The 17,210-nt window shown below is 33.4% G+C and carries 18 protein-coding genes and 1 pseudogene; 6 read left to right on the top strand and 13 right to left on the bottom strand.

Annotated features, from left to right (window positions below):
• Positions 1-32 precede the first annotated feature (32 nt).
• On the top strand, positions 33-1,679 hold the full coding sequence (locus tag HMPREF2647_RS01295; RefSeq protein ID WP_049418082.1) for a phospho-sugar mutase: 1,647 nt from the start codon (positions 33-35) through the stop codon (positions 1,677-1,679).
• An 82-nt stretch (positions 1,680-1,761) separates the two neighbouring features.
• Here HMPREF2647_RS01295 and HMPREF2647_RS01290 read toward each other — a convergent pair whose 3' ends face one another.
• Genes HMPREF2647_RS01290 through HMPREF2647_RS01260 form a run of 7 tightly spaced genes read right to left on the bottom strand, consistent with a single transcriptional unit; the run spans position 1,762 to position 6,827 of the window.
• Complete coding sequence (locus HMPREF2647_RS01290; RefSeq protein ID WP_049434708.1) at positions 1,762-2,616, bottom strand: urease accessory protein UreD; 855 nt, start codon at positions 2,614-2,616, stop codon at positions 1,762-1,764.
• Entirely contained in the window at positions 2,616-3,230 is a 615-nt protein-coding gene (ureG, locus tag HMPREF2647_RS01285) for an urease accessory protein UreG (RefSeq protein ID WP_049434709.1), read from the bottom strand. Before ureG ends, HMPREF2647_RS01290 begins: the two co-directional genes overlap by 1 nt.
• 12 nt (positions 3,231-3,242) lie before the next feature.
• Complete coding sequence (locus tag HMPREF2647_RS01280) at positions 3,243-3,932, bottom strand: urease accessory protein UreF (protein WP_049434711.1); 690 nt, start codon at positions 3,930-3,932, stop codon at positions 3,243-3,245.
• Positions 3,925-4,377, bottom strand: a complete 453-nt coding sequence (gene ureE, locus HMPREF2647_RS01275) for an urease accessory protein UreE (RefSeq protein ID WP_002449547.1) — start codon at positions 4,375-4,377, stop codon at positions 3,925-3,927. The genes HMPREF2647_RS01280 and ureE overlap by 8 nt, the downstream gene beginning before the upstream one ends.
• Before the next feature lie 11 nt (positions 4,378-4,388).
• A complete protein-coding gene (gene ureC / locus HMPREF2647_RS01270) occupies positions 4,389-6,104 on the bottom strand; it encodes an urease subunit alpha (RefSeq protein WP_049415848.1) in 1,716 nt (571 codons plus the stop codon).
• Positions 6,104-6,511: an urease subunit beta gene (locus tag HMPREF2647_RS01265; RefSeq protein WP_017175515.1), complete on the bottom strand. Its 408-nt coding sequence runs from the start codon at positions 6,509-6,511 to the stop codon at positions 6,104-6,106. The genes ureC and HMPREF2647_RS01265 overlap by 1 nt, the downstream gene beginning before the upstream one ends.
• A 13-nt stretch (positions 6,512-6,524) precedes the next feature.
• The gene (locus HMPREF2647_RS01260) at positions 6,525-6,827 is read right to left on the bottom strand and encodes an urease subunit gamma (RefSeq protein ID WP_002449337.1); all 303 of its coding nucleotides are present in this window, start codon (positions 6,825-6,827) and stop codon (positions 6,525-6,527) included.
• A 200-nt stretch (positions 6,828-7,027) separates the two neighbouring features.
• On the opposite strand from HMPREF2647_RS01260, the gene yut reads away from it, so the two are divergent.
• The 4 genes from yut to pbp4 all read left to right on the top strand — a co-directional run bounded on the left by yut (position 7,028) and on the right by pbp4 (position 11,522).
• Complete coding sequence (gene yut, locus HMPREF2647_RS01255; protein WP_049434713.1) at positions 7,028-7,930, top strand: urea transporter; 903 nt, start codon at positions 7,028-7,030, stop codon at positions 7,928-7,930.
• Positions 7,931-8,047: 117 nt separating this feature from the next.
• Positions 8,048-8,926 carry a ribokinase gene (locus HMPREF2647_RS01250; RefSeq protein WP_070859415.1) on the top strand — a complete coding sequence of 293 codons (879 nt, stop codon included), beginning with the start codon at positions 8,048-8,050 and terminating at the stop codon, positions 8,924-8,926.
• Positions 8,927-9,065: 139 nt separating this feature from the next.
• On the top strand, positions 9,066-10,205 hold the full coding sequence (locus tag HMPREF2647_RS01245) for a polysaccharide deacetylase family protein (protein ID WP_049437011.1): 1,140 nt from the start codon (positions 9,066-9,068) through the stop codon (positions 10,203-10,205).
• A 165-nt stretch (positions 10,206-10,370) separates the two neighbouring features.
• Positions 10,371-11,522, top strand: coding sequence for a penicillin-binding protein PBP4 (gene pbp4 / locus HMPREF2647_RS01240; RefSeq protein ID WP_049434720.1), 1,152 nt, complete (start codon positions 10,371-10,373; stop codon positions 11,520-11,522).
• Between the two features lie 94 nt (positions 11,523-11,616).
• Here the strand turns inward: pbp4 and HMPREF2647_RS01235 are convergent, their stop codons facing one another.
• Positions 11,617-12,201, bottom strand: coding sequence for a TetR/AcrR family transcriptional regulator (locus HMPREF2647_RS01235; RefSeq protein WP_002449257.1), 585 nt, complete (start codon positions 12,199-12,201; stop codon positions 11,617-11,619).
• Positions 12,202-12,393: 192 nt separating this feature from the next.
• Between HMPREF2647_RS01235 and HMPREF2647_RS01230 the strand changes: the two genes are divergently transcribed.
• The gene (locus HMPREF2647_RS01230) at positions 12,394-14,169 is read left to right on the top strand and encodes an oleate hydratase (protein ID WP_070549273.1); all 1,776 of its coding nucleotides are present in this window, start codon (positions 12,394-12,396) and stop codon (positions 14,167-14,169) included.
• A gap of 60 nt (positions 14,170-14,229) precedes the next feature.
• Here HMPREF2647_RS01230 and HMPREF2647_RS01225 read toward each other — a convergent pair.
• The 5 genes and pseudogenes from HMPREF2647_RS01225 to HMPREF2647_RS10940 all read right to left on the bottom strand — a co-directional run.
• Positions 14,230-14,499 (bottom strand): annotated as a pseudogene (locus tag HMPREF2647_RS01225) (excinuclease ABC subunit UvrA); the annotation flags it as partial.
• Between the two features lie 90 nt (positions 14,500-14,589).
• Entirely contained in the window at positions 14,590-15,375 is a 786-nt protein-coding gene (locus HMPREF2647_RS01220) for an arylamine N-acetyltransferase (RefSeq protein ID WP_064207151.1), read from the bottom strand.
• An 80-nt stretch (positions 15,376-15,455) separates the two neighbouring features.
• On the bottom strand, positions 15,456-16,091 hold the full coding sequence (locus HMPREF2647_RS01215; RefSeq protein WP_002449477.1) for an ABC-2 transporter permease: 636 nt from the start codon (positions 16,089-16,091) through the stop codon (positions 15,456-15,458).
• A complete protein-coding gene (locus HMPREF2647_RS01210) occupies positions 16,091-16,936 on the bottom strand; it encodes an ABC transporter ATP-binding protein (protein WP_002449350.1) in 846 nt (281 codons plus the stop codon). The genes HMPREF2647_RS01215 and HMPREF2647_RS01210 overlap by 1 nt, the downstream gene beginning before the upstream one ends.
• Before the next feature lie 30 nt (positions 16,937-16,966).
• The coding region (locus HMPREF2647_RS10940; protein ID WP_141756744.1) for a DUF3169 family protein at positions 16,967-17,210 on the bottom strand (244 nt) is incomplete at its 5' end.

Genomic DNA, 17,210 nt, shown 5'->3' with positions numbered 1-17,210 from the left:
ATGACATACATCATGTATGAGAGGAGTATTGGATGAAAGACAATTGGATAAAACATAAAGCAGATAGTCTCGTAGGATCATTCTATGACCAACAATCATATCAATTTCAACAAGAAGGGTTTGAAACGACACTTTCCTTTGGAACAGCAGGTATTCGTGGTCAATTTGGTTTAGGTCCAGGACGTTTAAATCGATATACCATTCAACGTCTAGCTTTAGGAATTGCATATTATTTACAAGATAATATGACACAACCTTCCATTGTCATTCATTATGACATTCGTCATTTATCAGCAGAATTTGCAGACATTATTGCGCATATTTTAGCGTCTCATCATATTAAAGTATATGTATCGGATACATATCAAACGACTCCGCAGTTATCTTATGCAGTGAGATATCTTCAAACGTCTGCAGGCATTATGATTACAGCTAGTCACAATCCTAAAGATTATAATGGCATTAAAGTATATGGTGCTGATGGAGCACAGCTCGACGATGTCGCCTCACTTGAAGTGGCTAAGTATATTGAACAATTAGATGATCCACTTCATTTAGACATTGAATTAAATGAGACGTTAATTAAAGAAAATATTTTACCTTTACCAAAAGATATTAATCAGTACTATTTTGCGGAAATTAACCAATTGATTGGTGACATACCTCCATCAAACTTAAATGTGGTGTATACGAGTTTACATGGTACAGGAACACCTATTATTCCGAAGTTGCTAAGCCATCTTCACTTTAATAAGATTGAACTTGTTGACTCACAATGTAAAATTGATCCTGATTTTAGTTCTGTAAAAAGTGCCAATCCAGAAGAACATGAAGCGTTTGATTTAGCTATCAAACAAGCCCAATACTCTAAAGCGGATTTAATCATTGCGACAGACCCTGATGTGGATCGAATGGGATTCGTTGAACGAGATCATGATGGTCATATTCACTATTTTAATGGCAGTGAGATTGGTGCGTTAATGATTAAATATTTAGTCGATCATACGACGCTTCCTAAACATCCAATCATGATTCAATCCATTGTAAGTGGTGAACTAGGGAAACGTTTCGCAAAGCAACATGGGGTTACTGTGAAGGAAGTCTTAATTGGTTTTAAATTTATTGCTAAGGCGATTCGTGAATTACGTGAGGATGAAACATTTATTTTCGCTTATGAAGAAAGTTATGGTTACCTTGCGGGTGAATTTGTAAGAGATAAAGATGCGATTCAAGTTGTTCCGTTAGTCATTAAATATGCGTCTATTTTAAAAAATGAAGGTAAAACATTACACGATGCCTTAACGGATATATATGAGGAAGTAGGATATTATCGCGATCAACCTACATCTAAAATATTTGAAGGAAAAAAGGGGCAACAAGAAATTGCAACGTTAATGGAACACCTTCGTCAACACATTCCAGATACGTTGGGCGGATTAAAAGTGATCGCAGTTGAAGATTATCAAAGCCAAGAGAGAATAAATAAAGATGATGGTACTACTGAGTCGATAGCTTTACCAAAGTCAAATGTGATTCGGTTAATCTTTGATGAAGGATTTGTCGCATTACGTCCTTCAGGAACAGAGCCTAAACTCAAATTCTATCTTTCACTTAATGTTGATGATTTTGAACAAGTGTCGCATGATATCTATCAATATATATTTAATGATAATAAATAAAAATAGAAAAATAAGTGTAAAAGAATAACACCTTATATCGAGTCTTTATACTCAAGATATAAGGTGTATTTTAATTAATTTATTAATATTTTCTTAAAAAGTCGAGTTGGCGATGATACAATTTATCTGCAATATAAGCTTGGACGCGTGTAAGCACTTCTTCAATTTCTTGTGTCAGATTAGATAATACACGTACTGTAAAACCATGTGTAGGTAATTGTGTAATACCAATACGGCAATCGTATTGTTTTGTATAATCTTTAATTTCATCATACACATCTTCAATGAATTTTTGCGTTATATCAGGGTGTATACAATAAGCCGAACCAAGATGGGTATAATTTTCCATATAGCCAACCGAACTCATTTTTGTTTCACTTGGATGCATGCGTAAATTATCATAAGTGATAAGCGCATCATCTACATAGATTTCATTAATTAAATGCATGTAGTCGTAAGTGAATGGTGTGTCTTTTTCAGAATAGCCTGGGGTTAAAATATCGGTATAGAACATGGATGCACATTTATCTAAATTAAAAATGTTATGTTGGAAAAACTTTGCTCTTTCATAAGCAATAATAGGGTCTCCTACATATTCCATATAACCATCTTTTGCTATATTGAATGTTTGATATTGTTTCACGCAATCGTTTAACGTCTTATAAATTTTAGTTGCACCTTGAGAGGTCAAAGTGACTTTAGCATCTTCTTCAACATTAATATCCATACGATAACGATCGCCATCTAAATAACCACCGCCAACATTTACGATATAAAATGTTGGAATCGTAGAGAAATTTAAATAAATTGGACGAATAACCTTTAACGCTTTTTCGAAAAAGATATTACGGGCAACAGAACGCTCACCATTATTAAAAACAGTGAGATTCAATTGTCCAGTCCAAAAAGGTTTTGAATCGAATTGATGTTGTACCATTAAGCTAATCCTTTAAGTAATACATCGCGTTCAATCCATTCAATGACATTATCTAAACCATCGTCGGTTTTTAAATTTGTAAATGTGAAGGGACGATTGCCACGAAATGTTTTAGTATCTTCTGCCATTTGGTCAAGTGATGCGCCAACAAATTCTGCTAAATCTGTTTTATTAATGATAAAGTAATCAGATTTAATCATACCTTGTCCACCTTTACGTGGAATTTTTTCACCTTGAGCTACATCGATGATATAAATAGAGAAATCTACTAATTCAGGACTGAAAGTAGCAGCTAAGTTATCGCCACCTGATTCGATGAAAATAAGTTCAATATCCTCATGACGATCTAATAATTCATCGATTGCAGCAAAGTTCATTGATGCATCTTCACGAATTGCTGTATGTGGACAGCCACCCGTTTCCACACCGATAATTCTATCTTCTGGTAAAACACCAGTATTCACTAAGATTTTTTGGTCTTCTTTTGTGTAAATATCGTTTGTAATCACGCCAATACTCATATCTTTTGATAGACGACGTACAAGTTTTTCAATTAATTGTGTTTTACCTGCACCTACAGGACCGCCTACACCAATTTTAATTGGATTTGCCATGTATATTACCTCCTATGAAATAAAGATTCTCACGTTTACGTTTTCATGCTCCATTTGATTCAGTTCTAAGCCAGGAGCTGTTAAACCGAAATCATCTTCGCTTAATGTGAGAATGTGTTGTCGTGTCCGTTCGATATGTGGAATCATCTCCGTCACAACTTGTTGTCCTATTGTTTGACCTAAGGGAATTGCACGTACTGCATTTTGCGTTAAACTGGAAACGTTCTGATATAGATAGTAATCAATAATCGTTTCAATATCGACGCCTAAATAATGTCCTAGCATTGTAAAACAAATAGCTGGATGCAGTTTTGCACGTTTATCTTTCATTTGTTGATGATACCAATTAATCCATGGACTATCATAAAGTTCTATAGCAAGTTTTACCATACGTGTACCCATTTGTTTAGTACCTACACGTGTTTCTCTTGGTAAACTTTGGACATAAATTAATTGATCAAGGTGTAATACTTTTTCTGTATCACCATTATTTAAAGCGTTATAAACTAAACGCATTGCAAGGCCATCTGAATAGGTTAACTGCTCATTTAGAAAGAGTTCTAACCATTCTCTAAATGATGTAGCATCATGAACTGTCTGACGTTGAATATACGTTTCTAGTCCAAATGAATGACTAAATGCGCCAGTAGGGAATTGTGAATCACAGAACTGAAATAGTCGTAAATGTGAATGATCAATCATGTGAATGACCTATATGTCTGAAGGCTTTATTCACTTTTCGATCTTCATGGCTATAGGGAATACCTAGCGTTTTTAATAAATCTTCTACTAGGTAGTCATATTGTACAAGCATTTCAGTTTCTGTGAATTGCGCAGGTAAATGACGATTACCTAATTGATGCGCAATATCTCCCATTTCTTGTATGTTACGCGGCTTAATGACAAGTAAATCTTCCGAGTTTACATCTACTACAATCATATTGTTGTCATCTTGATATAAAATATCGCCATATTGTAAATCGATAGGTTGTTTTAAACGAATACCGATTTCATTACCGTGATCTGTTGTGACACGTTGAATACGTTTAACCAAATCAGAGTTTTCAAGATATACTTTTTCTACATGCTTTTGTTTTTCCTCTGCAGAAAGGTTAGCGATATTGCCTTGAATGTCTTCTACTATCATCTGAGTACCTCCTAGAATAAGAAGTATCTTTGTGCTAATGGTAATTCAGTTGCTGGTTCACTTGTGATTTTTTCACCATCTACAAATACTTCATATGTTTGTGGATCAACATCTAATTTAGGTGTTGCATCGTTATTTTTCATATCTTTTTTAGTAAGATTACGGATACCATGGACTGGTCGAACCATACGTTCTAAGTTTAGTTGGTTATAAATACCATTTTCGTATGCTGTTTTAGAAACGAATGTAATCGCAGTGTGTTGTTTATTTGCACCATATTGACCATACATTTTACGATATTTCATAGGCTCTGATGTTGGAATAGAAGCATTTGCATCACCATTCACAGCTGAGTTAATCAATCCACCTTTAACAACAAGTTCAGGTTTTACACCGAAGAAAGCTGGATTCCATAGAACTAAGTCAGCTAATTTACCTTTTTCGATTGATCCAACATAGTCAGAAATACCATGTGTAATCGCAGGGTTAATTGTATATTTTGCGATATAACGTTTAATACGATTGTTATCGTTATAGTCAGTATCACCTTCTAGAGCACCACGTTGTTCTTTCATACGATGAGCTACTTGCCATGTACGTGTAATGACTTCACCCACACGTCCCATAGCTTGAGAGTCAGAACTTACCATGCTAAATACACCCATATCTTGTAATACGTCTTCAGCTGCAATCGTTTCTTTACGAATACGTGAGTCTGCGAAAGCAATATCTTCAGGGATAGATGCATTTAAATGGTGTGTAATCATAACCATATCTAAATGTTCATCTACAGTATTATGTGTGTAAGGTAATGTTGGGTTTGTAGATGAAGGTAAAATATTCGGATACGATGCAGATTTAATTAAATCTGGCGCATGTCCACCGCCAGCACCTTCTGTATGGTACATGTGTAAAACACGGTCTTTTACAGCGGCCATTGTATCTTCCATGAACCCAGCTTCATTTAATGTATCAGCATGTAATGCAATTTGTACATCAAATTCATCTGCTACATCCAATGCATGACTTAACGCTGAAGGAGTTGCACCCCAGTCTTCATGTACTTTTAAACCGATCACACCAGCATGAATTTGTTCAATTAATGCAGTGTGGTTTACAGCTTGTCCTTTACCAGTGAAACCAACATTAATTGGTAAATCTTCAGCAGCTTCTAGCATACGATGGATATGCCAAGGTCCAGGTGTAACGGTTGTAGCTTTAGCGCCTTCTGATGCACCCGTACCACCACCAATATGTGTTGTCACACCACTTTCAAGCGCAACTTCTGCTTGTTCGGGGTTAATAAAGTGAACGTGTGTATCGATACCACCAGCTGTTACGATTTTACCTTCAGCAGAGATAATATCAGTTGTTGAACCAATAATAATATCTACGTTATCCATGATATCAGGGTTACCTGCTTTACCAATTGCAAAGATATAACCATTTTTAACACCGATATCTGCTTTAACAATTTTGTCATAATCTATAATTAATGCATTTGTTAATACTAAGTCAGCCACTTTGCGGTCATCACGTGTAACGTTAGGGTTTTGAGCCATGCCATCACGAATAGATTTACCGCCACCAAACGTTGCTTCTTCACCGTAATTTGCATAATCTTTTTCAACAGTTGCAAATAAGTTAGTGTCACCTAGTCGTACTGCATCGCCAACAGTTGGACCATATAAACTTGTATACTGAGATTGAGTCATTTTAAAGCTCATTACTGTTTACCTCCCATTTTGTTCACATTTTTTTCGCCATTATCACCTTTTGGCGCAGCATATTCATCATTTTCACCAGTTGGACGATAAACGCGATCTTCGTCAATTTCACCGTTAACTAAACCTCTGAAACCATAAATTTTACGGTTACCAGCATATTCAACGAGTTGAACTTTTTTCTCATCACCAGGTTCAAAACGAACAGCAGCACCAGCAGGAATATCTAAGTGTTTGCCATATGCTTTTTCCCGATCAAATTTTAAACCTTCATTGGCTTCAAAGAAATGGAAATGTGAACCAACTTGAATTGGACGGTCTCCAGTATTTTTAACATTGATCACTGTTTCAAAATGACCTTGATTAATTTCAACTTCTGTATTTTTTATTTTAATTTCACCAGGTTTCATTTAAAAATCCTCCTTACACGATTGGATGATGAATAGTGATTAATTTAGTTCCATCTGGGAATGTTGCTTCAATTTCAATATCAGTCAACATGCTATCGACACCTTCCATGACATCATCTTTATTTAAAATTTGTTTACCGTAACTCATTAAATCAGCTACAGTTTTACCATCACGTGCACCTTCTAGTAATTCATCACTAATAAGTGCTAATGCTTCTGGGTAATTTAATTTTAAGCCACGTGCTTTGCGTCGACGCGCTACTTCAGCAGCTACCACGATCATTAATTTATCTTGTTCTCGTTGAGTAAAATGCACTGTTATACCTTCTTTCTTTTAAAAATAAGTACTGCAACATTAATCATAAAACTGTAGAATATTTTTAACAAGTAATTTATCTTTTAAATTTATTTAAAATCACTTTTTAAATTAAATTTGTATATATTTTTAATGTTACAAAAGTGTTTAAAAGATATAATAATTAGAAAGGAAATGAATAAAATAATAAAGGTGAGTTTATGAAATATGTAGAGATTTTCTTAAAAAATATTGCTCAAGTCGTATTTATGAATAATAAATGGTCAGGGCTGTGTATTCTTATAGGATTATTTATTGCAAATTGGAAAGTTGGATTAGGAGCAGCAGTGGGAAGTCTCATTGCACTTGTTCTAGCGCCGTACTTTAATTATAGTGAGGATGAAATTAATAATGGATTAGCTGGATACAATTCAGTATTAACAGCAATCGGGTTAGCATTATTCTTAGAAGTATCTTTAATGAACTGGATTGTACTTATTGTGGCAACGATTCTTACTTTACCAGTTGGAGCTGCAATCCGAGAAATTTTAAAACCATATGGTCTACCCATGTTAACTTTTCCATTTGTCTTTATGACTTGGTTAATTTTAGCAATGGGCATGCAATTTTCAAAAATGCATATCACAATAGATATTTTGCCTACTAAAATTAAACATCCAGACATCAGTCATTCACATGTGAATTTTATTAGTGGTATCATTACAAATTTTAGTGAAATTTTCTTAGTGACATCAATCATGGGTAGTCTGTTAATTATGATTGGTATTTTTATTGGTTCAGTAAAAGGCGGAATCTATGCAGTAGTATCAAGTGTTTTAGCAGTGATATGTATCACATTACTAGGTGGAGACTATCCCACTATTACTGATGGATTGTATGGCTATAACTCAATATTAACGGGTATTGCTTTGGGTGCGACGTTTAAAACAAAATTCAGTCGGATTCTTGCAGTGATTACTGGTTTATTATTAACAGTAGTGATGCATGGTGCATTAGCTACAACATTAGCTCCAATTGGTCTTCCTATTTTCACCGCTCCATTTATTTTTGCAACGTGGCTTGTGATGTTTGCAGGTAAAGAGCAACATGAAGTTAAAAGTTAGAACATATTAATGAGAGTGAGACCGCATTTCTTTTTGAATGTGTTGTCTCACTCTTTTTTTATTATTTATGCTAATTTAGATATGATATGGATGAGAAAGAAAAAGGAGAGGGTTAATATGAAACGTATTTATGTTGTGGGAAGTATGTCGATGGATTTGGTTGTGTCGACTGACCAAGTGCCAAGTAAAGGTGAAACAGTATTAGGAAATACATTTTTCACTACACCAGGCGGTAAAGGCGCGAATCAAGCAGTGGCAGCAGCAAGATTAGGTGACCATGTTCACATGGTAGGGTGTATTGGCGATGATATGTTAGGTAAACAAATTCTTGAAAATCTAAAGCATAATCATGTAAATGTTGAATATGTAAAAAAAGTAAAAGGACCTTCAGGTACCGCCCACATTACACTAGCTGATAATGATAATAGTATTATTGTTGTACCTTCAGCAAATCATAAAGTCACAGTCTCTTTGGTAGACTCAGCTTTGTCAAAAGCAAATAAAGGAGATATTGTGTTACTTCAACAAGAGATTCCAACTGATGTTGTTGCTCACACTGTTCATTATTGCTATGAACATGAACTTACTTCTATTTTAAATCCAGCTCCATATAGAGACATTTCAGATGATATATTGGAACAAGTAACATATTTAACACCAAATGAAACTGAAAGTGAAAATATGTTTGAAGGAGACATTGATCAAGCGTTAGAACGTTATCCTGATAAATTGATTGTGACACAAGGTGCATTAGGTGCTGTATTTTACGATGGTTTAGAACAAATTGAAATTCAAGGAATTGAACGAGAAGTAAAAGATACCACAGGCGCTGGGGATACATTTAATGGTGCGCTTGCAGTCGGATTACAAAAAGACGATTCACTTGCTAAAGCTATTGCATTTGCTAATGTCGCCGCTAGTCATTCAGTTACAGCACTTGGCGCACAAGGTGGTATGCCCACAATAAATGATATAGCTCAAGATTTAGATATGTAGGTTTTGTATATAAACGTGTTAAGTCTATTTTAAAATAAGCGTATTCAAAAGTTGAAACACATCTATTATAAATAATATAAAATTATTATATAATGTTGGAAGGTATTATAATATTTATATAACTTAAAGGAGTAACTATATGACTAAGACATATTTACTTAGCACGCTTATTGTTTTAATATCTATAGTTTTATGTGCATGTCAATTTTCAACATTGTCATCATCAAAGAAAGACACTAAAAAGGATAAAGAAAATATCGCAAATATATATGCGAAAAAAAGTACTCAGAATAAAAAAGATTGGCAAGTGTATCAAGGTGATATTGCACATGTATTTTATCATCCAGTGATTACTGAACCTAAAGTAGCTTTTACACAAGAGAAGAATCAAGCTAAGGGTAATTTTGATTGGATGATTACAGCTGATGAGTTTAAGCGTTCATTAAATGAACTCTATAAACACCATTACATATTAATAGATCCACATGAGGCTTATGATTTAAAAGGAAAGACAGTTACTAGAAAAGAATTAAAATTACCTAAAGGTAAGAAACCATTAATTTTATCCATTGATGATATGAATTATTATGAGTACATGAGAGGTCATGGATATGCAGATCGTTTAGTGTTAGATCAGAAACAACATGTCGTTTCTGAAACTAAAGATAAAAATGGTAAGGTAACAACAAGTGAAACAAATGATATTGTACCTATATTGAATCAATTCGTGAAAGACCATCCTGACTTTTCACTCAATGGTCAAAAAGGCGTCGTTGCGCTAACAGGATACAATGGCGTGTTAGGTTATCGAACAAATGAGTTAAATAATAAAGATTATCTAAAACGTAAAGAAGATGCTAAAAAAGTTGTCAAAGCAATGAAACGAGATGGTTGGACATTTGCAAGTCATTCATGGGGACATATCGATTTTGCAAATAGCTCATATCATCAAATTGTTCGTGACACGAAACGTTGGAAAAACGAAGTAGAGCCCATTATAGGAAAAACAGACTTATTTATATATCCACACGGTGCTCAAGATAGAGGGTCTAAAGCATATCAATATCTTGTTCATGATGAAGGATTTAAATTTTTAGCAGGTGTAGGACCAAATAATTTTACAGATATCGGCAATGATAGTGTCTATCAAGATCGTGTTGCGATTGATGGATTAAATTTATATGATTTTAAATATAAATTAAAGCCATTTTTAGATCCGAGTAAGGTGTATAGTGAGAAAGATCGTCAATATTTTAAAGGAGATAAATCCTATCAATAGTATGCTATAAACAAAAGAGTTGGACAAAATTCATAAGACCATTTGTTCAACTCTTTTTTATTTTATAATTAAAGAATATATATTAGATACTTAGTTGTAATTCGCCTATAAAGTTGTTATAAAATATATTATACAATATTATAAAAATAAAAAGTAGGTAATATAATGTTTTTGAAAGTAACACAAAGTATTGGAATACTTAGTTTATTTACATTATTAGGAACGTCAATCTCTCATGCAGCAGAAACACCCGTTGATATTACAAATAAAGAAGGTAATGTCGCAGTAAGTTCAAATTATGAACCTGATGGTGTAACGCTTACGACACAACAAGGCCAAATATTATATAATTTCCAAGGAAATAAAGAAGCGGATCCTGCTTCTTTGTCTAAAATGATGACCCTTTATTTAACATTAGAAGCAGTTCATCAAGGAAAACTTAAGTTAGACGATAAAGTTAAAATCACGAGCGCGTATGATCAATTATCTAAAAAGCCAAATTTAACATCTGTCCCTTTAAATCAAGGTCAAATATATACTATTAAAGATTTATTAACACAGGCAGCCTTACCTTCAAGCAATTCAGCCGCAATGATTTTAGGAGAACAAGTGAGCGGCAATACGTCAACGTTCACAGACAAAATGAATGCACAAGCTAAGGCTTTTCATATGAAACATACACATTTTGTGAATCCAGCAGGTGCTGCTAATGATTTACTTGGACAACAAGCACCAAAGAAATATAGAAAAGATATTTATCCTAAAAGTACGTCAGAAGATATTGCGATATTATCTCATCACTTAATCGCCAAACATCCGAAAATTTTAAACATAACGCAACTTAGTCAAGATACTCAAAAAGGTTATACTTTTAACAATACTAATTTATCAATTAAACATGAGCCACTTTACTTAAAAGGTACAGATGGATTGAAAACGGGTACGAGTGATAAAGGATATAATATTGCTTTAACTAACCAACAAAATCACCTTCGACTCAATGAAGTGGTTATGAATGTGGCACCGTATATGGATAATAATGCCAAATACAATCGTAATCGAATAGGGAATGCGATTTTTAAACATTATCGCGAAGAATATGAATACAAAAAAGTATTATCTAAAGGAGAACATAAGATTGACGGTAAGACATATAAAGTAGATAAAAATTTATATGATACCGTTCCTAAAGATAACAAAAAATGGGATATACGAATCAATAAAGATGGAAAAGCCTATGTGCATTATAAACGTGATTTCTTACCAGAAACGACGTATCCACGAGTAAATGCTAAAAAAGTATGGAAATGGTTCTAAATAAAAGCGGGATACACTTTACCGTACTATTAATTGTGAGATGAATGTCAAACAATTTAATAAGTCAGTACGATATTTGTTTCCCGCTCTCGTTTTATTTTAATAACTTTAAATGAACTTCTCTCGCTCCACAAATCATGGTAACGATATCTGAAGACACGTCATCAATGGATTGTTGACCATACTGAATCCAGTTTAGAATAACGCTTAAAATGCCTCCAGCTAGAAATTCTCCATAAATGAACTCATCTATGTAAAATTGTCCAATTTGTTTATCAAATTCAATTTGTCGTTTAACCACTGCATAAATTTGATTATATAAAATTTGATAAACTTCACTATAAATATTGATAGAAATGACACTTTTTACCATTGCTTTGTTATCACTAATGAAAAGTAAAATATCTTTCATAAATTTATTGAAAAATTGTCTCGGATCTTTTGGATCAATTTCAGGCAAATGTAACGTTCGAAAATATTCAATTAATGTACCAACAATATGATTAAGTAAATCATACTTATCATTGAAATGACGGTAAAATGTAGAACGACGTACATTTGCTTTTTCGCATAAATCTTGAATCGTGATATTGTCAAAAGATTTCGTTTCAAGCAAATCTGAGAATGTAGTAATGAGTGCTTTTTTTGTTCGTTGTACACGTAAATCTTGATTATTCATGTTGTTCACCTCTCATTTAGGACATTTTATCAAAAATGTCACTTAAGTTACATTTTCACTTAACTGACTCACAATAATATTTTATAAAATGATTATAATATAAGCGAAGGGTAGATTAATTTCTAAAGCATTTACTTATAGTTTACTACTTTTCATAGATAACTAAAAAATATAAATTGGGAAGTGAATCATATGTACTATAGTAATGGAAATTATGAAGCATTTGCACGTCCGAAGAAACCTGAACATGTAGAACAAAAGTCTGCTTATTTAATTGGCTCTGGATTGGCTTCTTTAGCTGCTGCATGTTTTTTAATTAGAGATGGGCAAATGGATGGGTCAAACATTCACATTTTAGAAGAATTATCTAAATCTGGTGGAAGTTTGGATGGAACTGAACTTCCAATGAAAGGCTATGTCATGCGTGGTGGCAGAGAAATGGAGAACCATTTCGAGTGTTTATGGGATTTATTTCGCTCCATCCCATCACTTGAAATTGAAGATGCTTCAGTTTTAGATGAGTTTTATTGGTTAAATAAAGAAGATCCAAACTACTCACGATGTCGTGTTATTGAAGAAAGGGGTCAACGCTTGCCTACAGACGGAGACTTTACTTTAACGAAACAAGCAATGAAAGACATACTTCAATTATGTTTGATGAAAGAAGAAGATTTAAATGATGTAACAATTTCAGATGTCTTGTCAGAGGATTTCATGAATTCGAACTTTTGGATTTATTGGAAAACGATGTTCGCATTTGAACCTTGGCATTCTGCGATGGAAATGCGTCGTTATTTAATGAGATTTGTGCATCACATTGGAGGATTAGCTGATTTTAGTGCTTTAAAATTTACTAAATACAATCAATACGAATCACTCGTACGCCCTATGGTTGCATACTTAACGTCCCATGGTGTGCAATTTGAATATAATGTTCAAGTGCTTGACGTTAAAGTAGATGTTACTACCAAAGACAAAGTTGCTAAAACAATTGAACTAAAACGAAATGGTAAAAAAGAAACGATTCAGCTCACACCCGATGATCTCGTATTTATTACTAATGGTAGTATCACAGAAAGTTCAACATATGGTGATAATGACACACCCGCACCTCCTACAAAAGATATTGGCGGAAGTTGGAACTTATGGCGTAACTTAGCCAAACAAAGCCCTGAGTTTGGTAATCCTGAAAAGTTTTATAAAGATTTACCAGATAAAAGTTGGTTTGTCTCAGCAACGGTAACGACAAATAACAAGACGGTCATTGAAGCTATCGAACGTTTATGTAAACGGGATCCATTAGCTGGAAAAACAGTTACAGGTGGGATTATCACAGTGAACGATTCTAAATGGCAAATGAGTTTTACTGTGAATCGTCAACAACAATTCAAACAACAACCTAAAGATGAAGTGAGTGTATGGGTATACGCTTTATATTCAGATGAGAAGGGCGATTATATCCATAAACCGATTGTTGAATGTAGTGGTCATGAAATATGTCAAGAATGGTTATATCATATGGGATTACCTATTGATCAAATAGAATGCCTCGCAACACAACATTGTAATACGATTCCTGTATATATGCCTTATATTTGTTCATATTTCATGCCAAGAGCGATTGGCGATCGACCACTTGTTGTCCCTCAGCACTCTCGTAACTTAGCCTTCATTGGTAACTTCGCAGAGACAGAAAGAGATACAGTGTTTACTACAGAATATTCTGTAAGAACAGCGATGGAAGCAGTTTATCAATTACTGGACATAGATAGAGGTGTTCCAGAAGTCATGGCGACAGAATTTGATATTCGTGTCTTATTAGATGCGATGTATGAACTTAATGATCGTAAAGACTTGAAAACATTAGCCGAGCAAAATAAAATACAACAAGTTGCATTACACACGTTCTTGAAAAAAATAAAAGGTACGTTTGTAGAAGAACTCTTGAAGCAACATAAATTATTATAATAGTGTGTAGGTAAATGTTAACCCCCGCGTGTTTGAGGGCATGCGGGGGTTAAATCATTATTATTCAATATATCGTCTTAAATGTTTTGCTGTAACAGAGTTGTTAATATCTAGGAGTCCTTTAGGTTCTCCAGCATACAATAATTGTCCTCCATGTTTACCAGCAAATGGTCCAATGTCAATAAATCCATCTGCTTCTGTCATCATTGTTAAATTATGTTCGATTAAAATAACAGTATTCCCTTTATCAATCAAATGATTAAAGCATTCAACGAGAATAGATAAATCGTCTTCGTAAAGTTCTGTTGTAGGTTCATCAAAGATAAATATTTTTTAAGTTATTTTGTGTTGCTCAATAATTTCGATATCGGACATGGTTTTTACCTCATTGCTATTATTACGCGACAGTAGTAAATGTATTCACTTTTCTAAAGGAAGAATAGTAACGTCAAGATTAAAATAGGTTTTTAAAAAATCTTTATAATTTTCACGTGTGACAGCGAATTGCTCTTTTTTATATCTTTTAGTAAGGGTAAGGTGATGATAAGACATCGTAGCTCGACCAAAATTTTGTGGTTTTGTAATCATGAGTTGCTTTACAAATATAGATTCAGGATGTGAGGTATTGTAGTTAATCATTTTATCAAAATCATGAATATCACGAGAAATAAACTCTGCTTTATAACGTGTTATCCACGTTGTTTCTTCCAGTTTTTGAAGAAGATACGTCGTAGGGGTTTCAAAAATGGCACGAAATTGACCTGTCTTTTCAAACACAATTTGTGTCGCTTCAATTGAAGTTATTGGGAGTGCTTGTAATGGTAAATCGCCAAATCCCACATCAGCAATATAGTAACCATTGTTAATAAGAACAACTAGTGATAAATGAGAGCCTTTAGGGCTGTAGTTGCCATTAGGCTGATGAACGGTTGCTGACATTCGAAACACTTTAAAACCTTTAGCTTCTAAGTAGCTACCGAAGAAGTGATTCATTTCATAGCAAAACCCACCACGATGTTGATATATAAATTTATTAAATAAATAATCTAAATCAACTGAAATCTTTTCTTTATTTTGAACACTAATATTTTCAAAAGGAACGGTTAGCATAAAGCGTTCCATATAATAGTTAAGTGCATCTAAAGTAGGTTGAGGATAACGTTGAGACTCAATATTTAAATAATCTTCAATTGCTTTAATATCCATAGTTTCTCCTCCTTAATCAATATGTATCCAAAATATAAAATAGAGCAAACGTGTGTTCTTCAATGAACACACGTTGGTGATTATAGTTCTTGTTTCTTAAAAATAGATAGTGATGAAAAATAAGAAATGACAAAAATAATAACACCAAGCAATGCATAACTACCAGTTGCTACTAAAACGAGTGGGTTTGAAGCGATTTTACTTATTGAACCTGCTTTTATGAGTATTGGCATAACAGCAAAGAACCACATGGATAAAAATAATGCAACAGCAACAACTGCTGTAGTAAGCATAATGACATTTGAATTCTCAGGACCAAATTTAAATGTGAGTGGAAACATTAATGCATACGTACAAGCCATCCCAATACCTATGAATGCTGAAAATAATGTAACCATAATATCTTGAGTCACGATAAGACAAATGATGGCGCCAATTATCAAACCAAGTAAAATGAGTAAACCATAAAAGGCAAAGTATGCTTTTACATAAGTATGTCTATGTGTAGGAAGGGTAGACACATAGTACATCCATTTAGAATCTTTTTCACGTTTTAAGTTATCTGATACGGGAGATAATAACATGACCATTAGCATGAAACAACACATCATTGGACTAAAAAATGCAAACACAATACTTAATACGATACCAATAATTAAATAGGTTATGAGCGATTTTTTAGAAGCATAAAAACTACTAAGTATAAGTCCTTTCATTATTTATCACCTCGCATAATTAATTTTGTAGCATCATCAATACTTTGAAGCGGGCGTGCTTGTTCAAAGTGTTGACGTTGCTTGACTAACGTTTGACGTTGACCATGACGTATTCGTGAAGCAATGATTACCTCTTGAGGTAAGTCTAAAGGGGAAGTTTCATCTGTTTCGATAATGCCATAATCAGTTAGTAATATATGTTTGTCTTCTTGTAAAAGAATATGACCATCGCGCATAAAAATAAGTTTTGTAGCAAGTTGTTCCATATCCTCTGAAATATGAGATGAAAGTAAAATACCATGCCCTTTTGATACATAATCTTCGAGAATTTCTAACACTTCTTCTCGTCCTGAAACATCCATACCAGCTGTTGCTTCATCTAAGATTAATAATTTTGTCTCATGAGAAAGTGCGATGGCTAATGCTGCTTTCATGCGCATCCCTCTAGAAAAAGTAGAAATTTGATTATTTTTAGGTAATTCAAATGATTGAATAAGATTGAAAAATTGATCACTATTCCAATGTTTAAAAATATTTAAAAATACTTTATCAATCTCTGTTATTGTCAATTTATTCGGTACACGTAAATCATCAAAAACTACACCCACGTGTTCTTTATAATCTTTATCTTTTTCGGAAATAATTTGATTGAAAAAAGAAATCTCTCCTGAATCTTTAAATCGATTACCCACTAATGTGTTAATAAGTGTGGATTTACCTGATCCATTTTTACCAATTAAGCCAATGACCTCACCTGGATTTAAAGTAAATGAAATATCATTTAATTCGAAATTTGAATTCTTATACGATTTATTAAGTTGTTGTACTTGAAGTAAATGTGTCATCTAATGATCCTTTCTTTATAGAAATGAAAACTATGAATGATAAAATTTATATGTTTTTAATAAATGACTAAATCCATTATAAATAAACAAAATGATTAAAATAAAGATCCCTAATGTTTGGGAATGGCCAGTTTCTAATGAATAAAAGCCTAAAAATATTGCACCAATCATAATTAAAGATAGGTTAATATAGAATGTTTTGAACAAGGAGTTAAAGTAAATATGTCGTTCTCCTTCATCTAAAATATTAATTAATTTCTCAGCATAATTTTTT

It is taken from the genome of Staphylococcus sp. HMSC035D11, from assembly GCF_001836075.1.
Classification (GTDB): Bacteria; Bacillota; Bacilli; order Staphylococcales; family Staphylococcaceae; genus Staphylococcus; species Staphylococcus hominis.
This window is presented reverse-complemented; position numbering and strand designations above follow the sequence as displayed.

What these genes read in the sequence shown, in the direction of transcription:
- HMPREF2647_RS01295 (WP_049418082.1), top strand. Translation starts at nt 33, where the DNA reads ATGAAAGACAATTGGATAAAACATAAAGCAGATAGTCTCGTAGGATCA.
- HMPREF2647_RS01290 (WP_049434708.1), bottom strand. Translation starts at nt 2,616, where the DNA reads ATGGTACAACATCAATTCGATTCAAAACCTTTTTGGACTGGACAATTG.
- ureG (WP_049434709.1), bottom strand. Translation starts at nt 3,230, where the DNA reads ATGGCAAATCCAATTAAAATTGGTGTAGGCGGTCCTGTAGGTGCAGGT.
- HMPREF2647_RS01280 (WP_049434711.1), bottom strand. Translation starts at nt 3,932, where the DNA reads ATGATTGATCATTCACATTTACGACTATTTCAGTTCTGTGATTCACAA.
- ureE (WP_002449547.1), bottom strand. Translation starts at nt 4,377, where the DNA reads ATGATAGTAGAAGACATTCAAGGCAATATCGCTAACCTTTCTGCAGAG.
- ureC (WP_049415848.1), bottom strand. Translation starts at nt 6,104, where the DNA reads ATGAGCTTTAAAATGACTCAATCTCAGTATACAAGTTTATATGGTCCA.
- HMPREF2647_RS01265 (WP_017175515.1), bottom strand. Translation starts at nt 6,511, where the DNA reads ATGAAACCTGGTGAAATTAAAATAAAAAATACAGAAGTTGAAATTAAT.
- yut (WP_049434713.1), top strand. Translation starts at nt 7,028, where the DNA reads ATGAAATATGTAGAGATTTTCTTAAAAAATATTGCTCAAGTCGTATTT.
- HMPREF2647_RS01250 (WP_070859415.1), top strand. Translation starts at nt 8,048, where the DNA reads ATGAAACGTATTTATGTTGTGGGAAGTATGTCGATGGATTTGGTTGTG.
- HMPREF2647_RS01245 (WP_049437011.1), top strand. Translation starts at nt 9,066, where the DNA reads ATGACTAAGACATATTTACTTAGCACGCTTATTGTTTTAATATCTATA.
- pbp4 (WP_049434720.1), top strand. Translation starts at nt 10,371, where the DNA reads ATGTTTTTGAAAGTAACACAAAGTATTGGAATACTTAGTTTATTTACA.
- HMPREF2647_RS01235 (WP_002449257.1), bottom strand. Translation starts at nt 12,201, where the DNA reads ATGAATAATCAAGATTTACGTGTACAACGAACAAAAAAAGCACTCATT.
- HMPREF2647_RS01230 (WP_070549273.1), top strand. Translation starts at nt 12,394, where the DNA reads ATGTACTATAGTAATGGAAATTATGAAGCATTTGCACGTCCGAAGAAA.
- HMPREF2647_RS01220 (WP_064207151.1), bottom strand. Translation starts at nt 15,375, where the DNA reads ATGGATATTAAAGCAATTGAAGATTATTTAAATATTGAGTCTCAACGT.
- HMPREF2647_RS01215 (WP_002449477.1), bottom strand. Translation starts at nt 16,091, where the DNA reads ATGAAAGGACTTATACTTAGTAGTTTTTATGCTTCTAAAAAATCGCTC.
- HMPREF2647_RS01210 (WP_002449350.1), bottom strand. Translation starts at nt 16,936, where the DNA reads ATGACACATTTACTTCAAGTACAACAACTTAATAAATCGTATAAGAAT.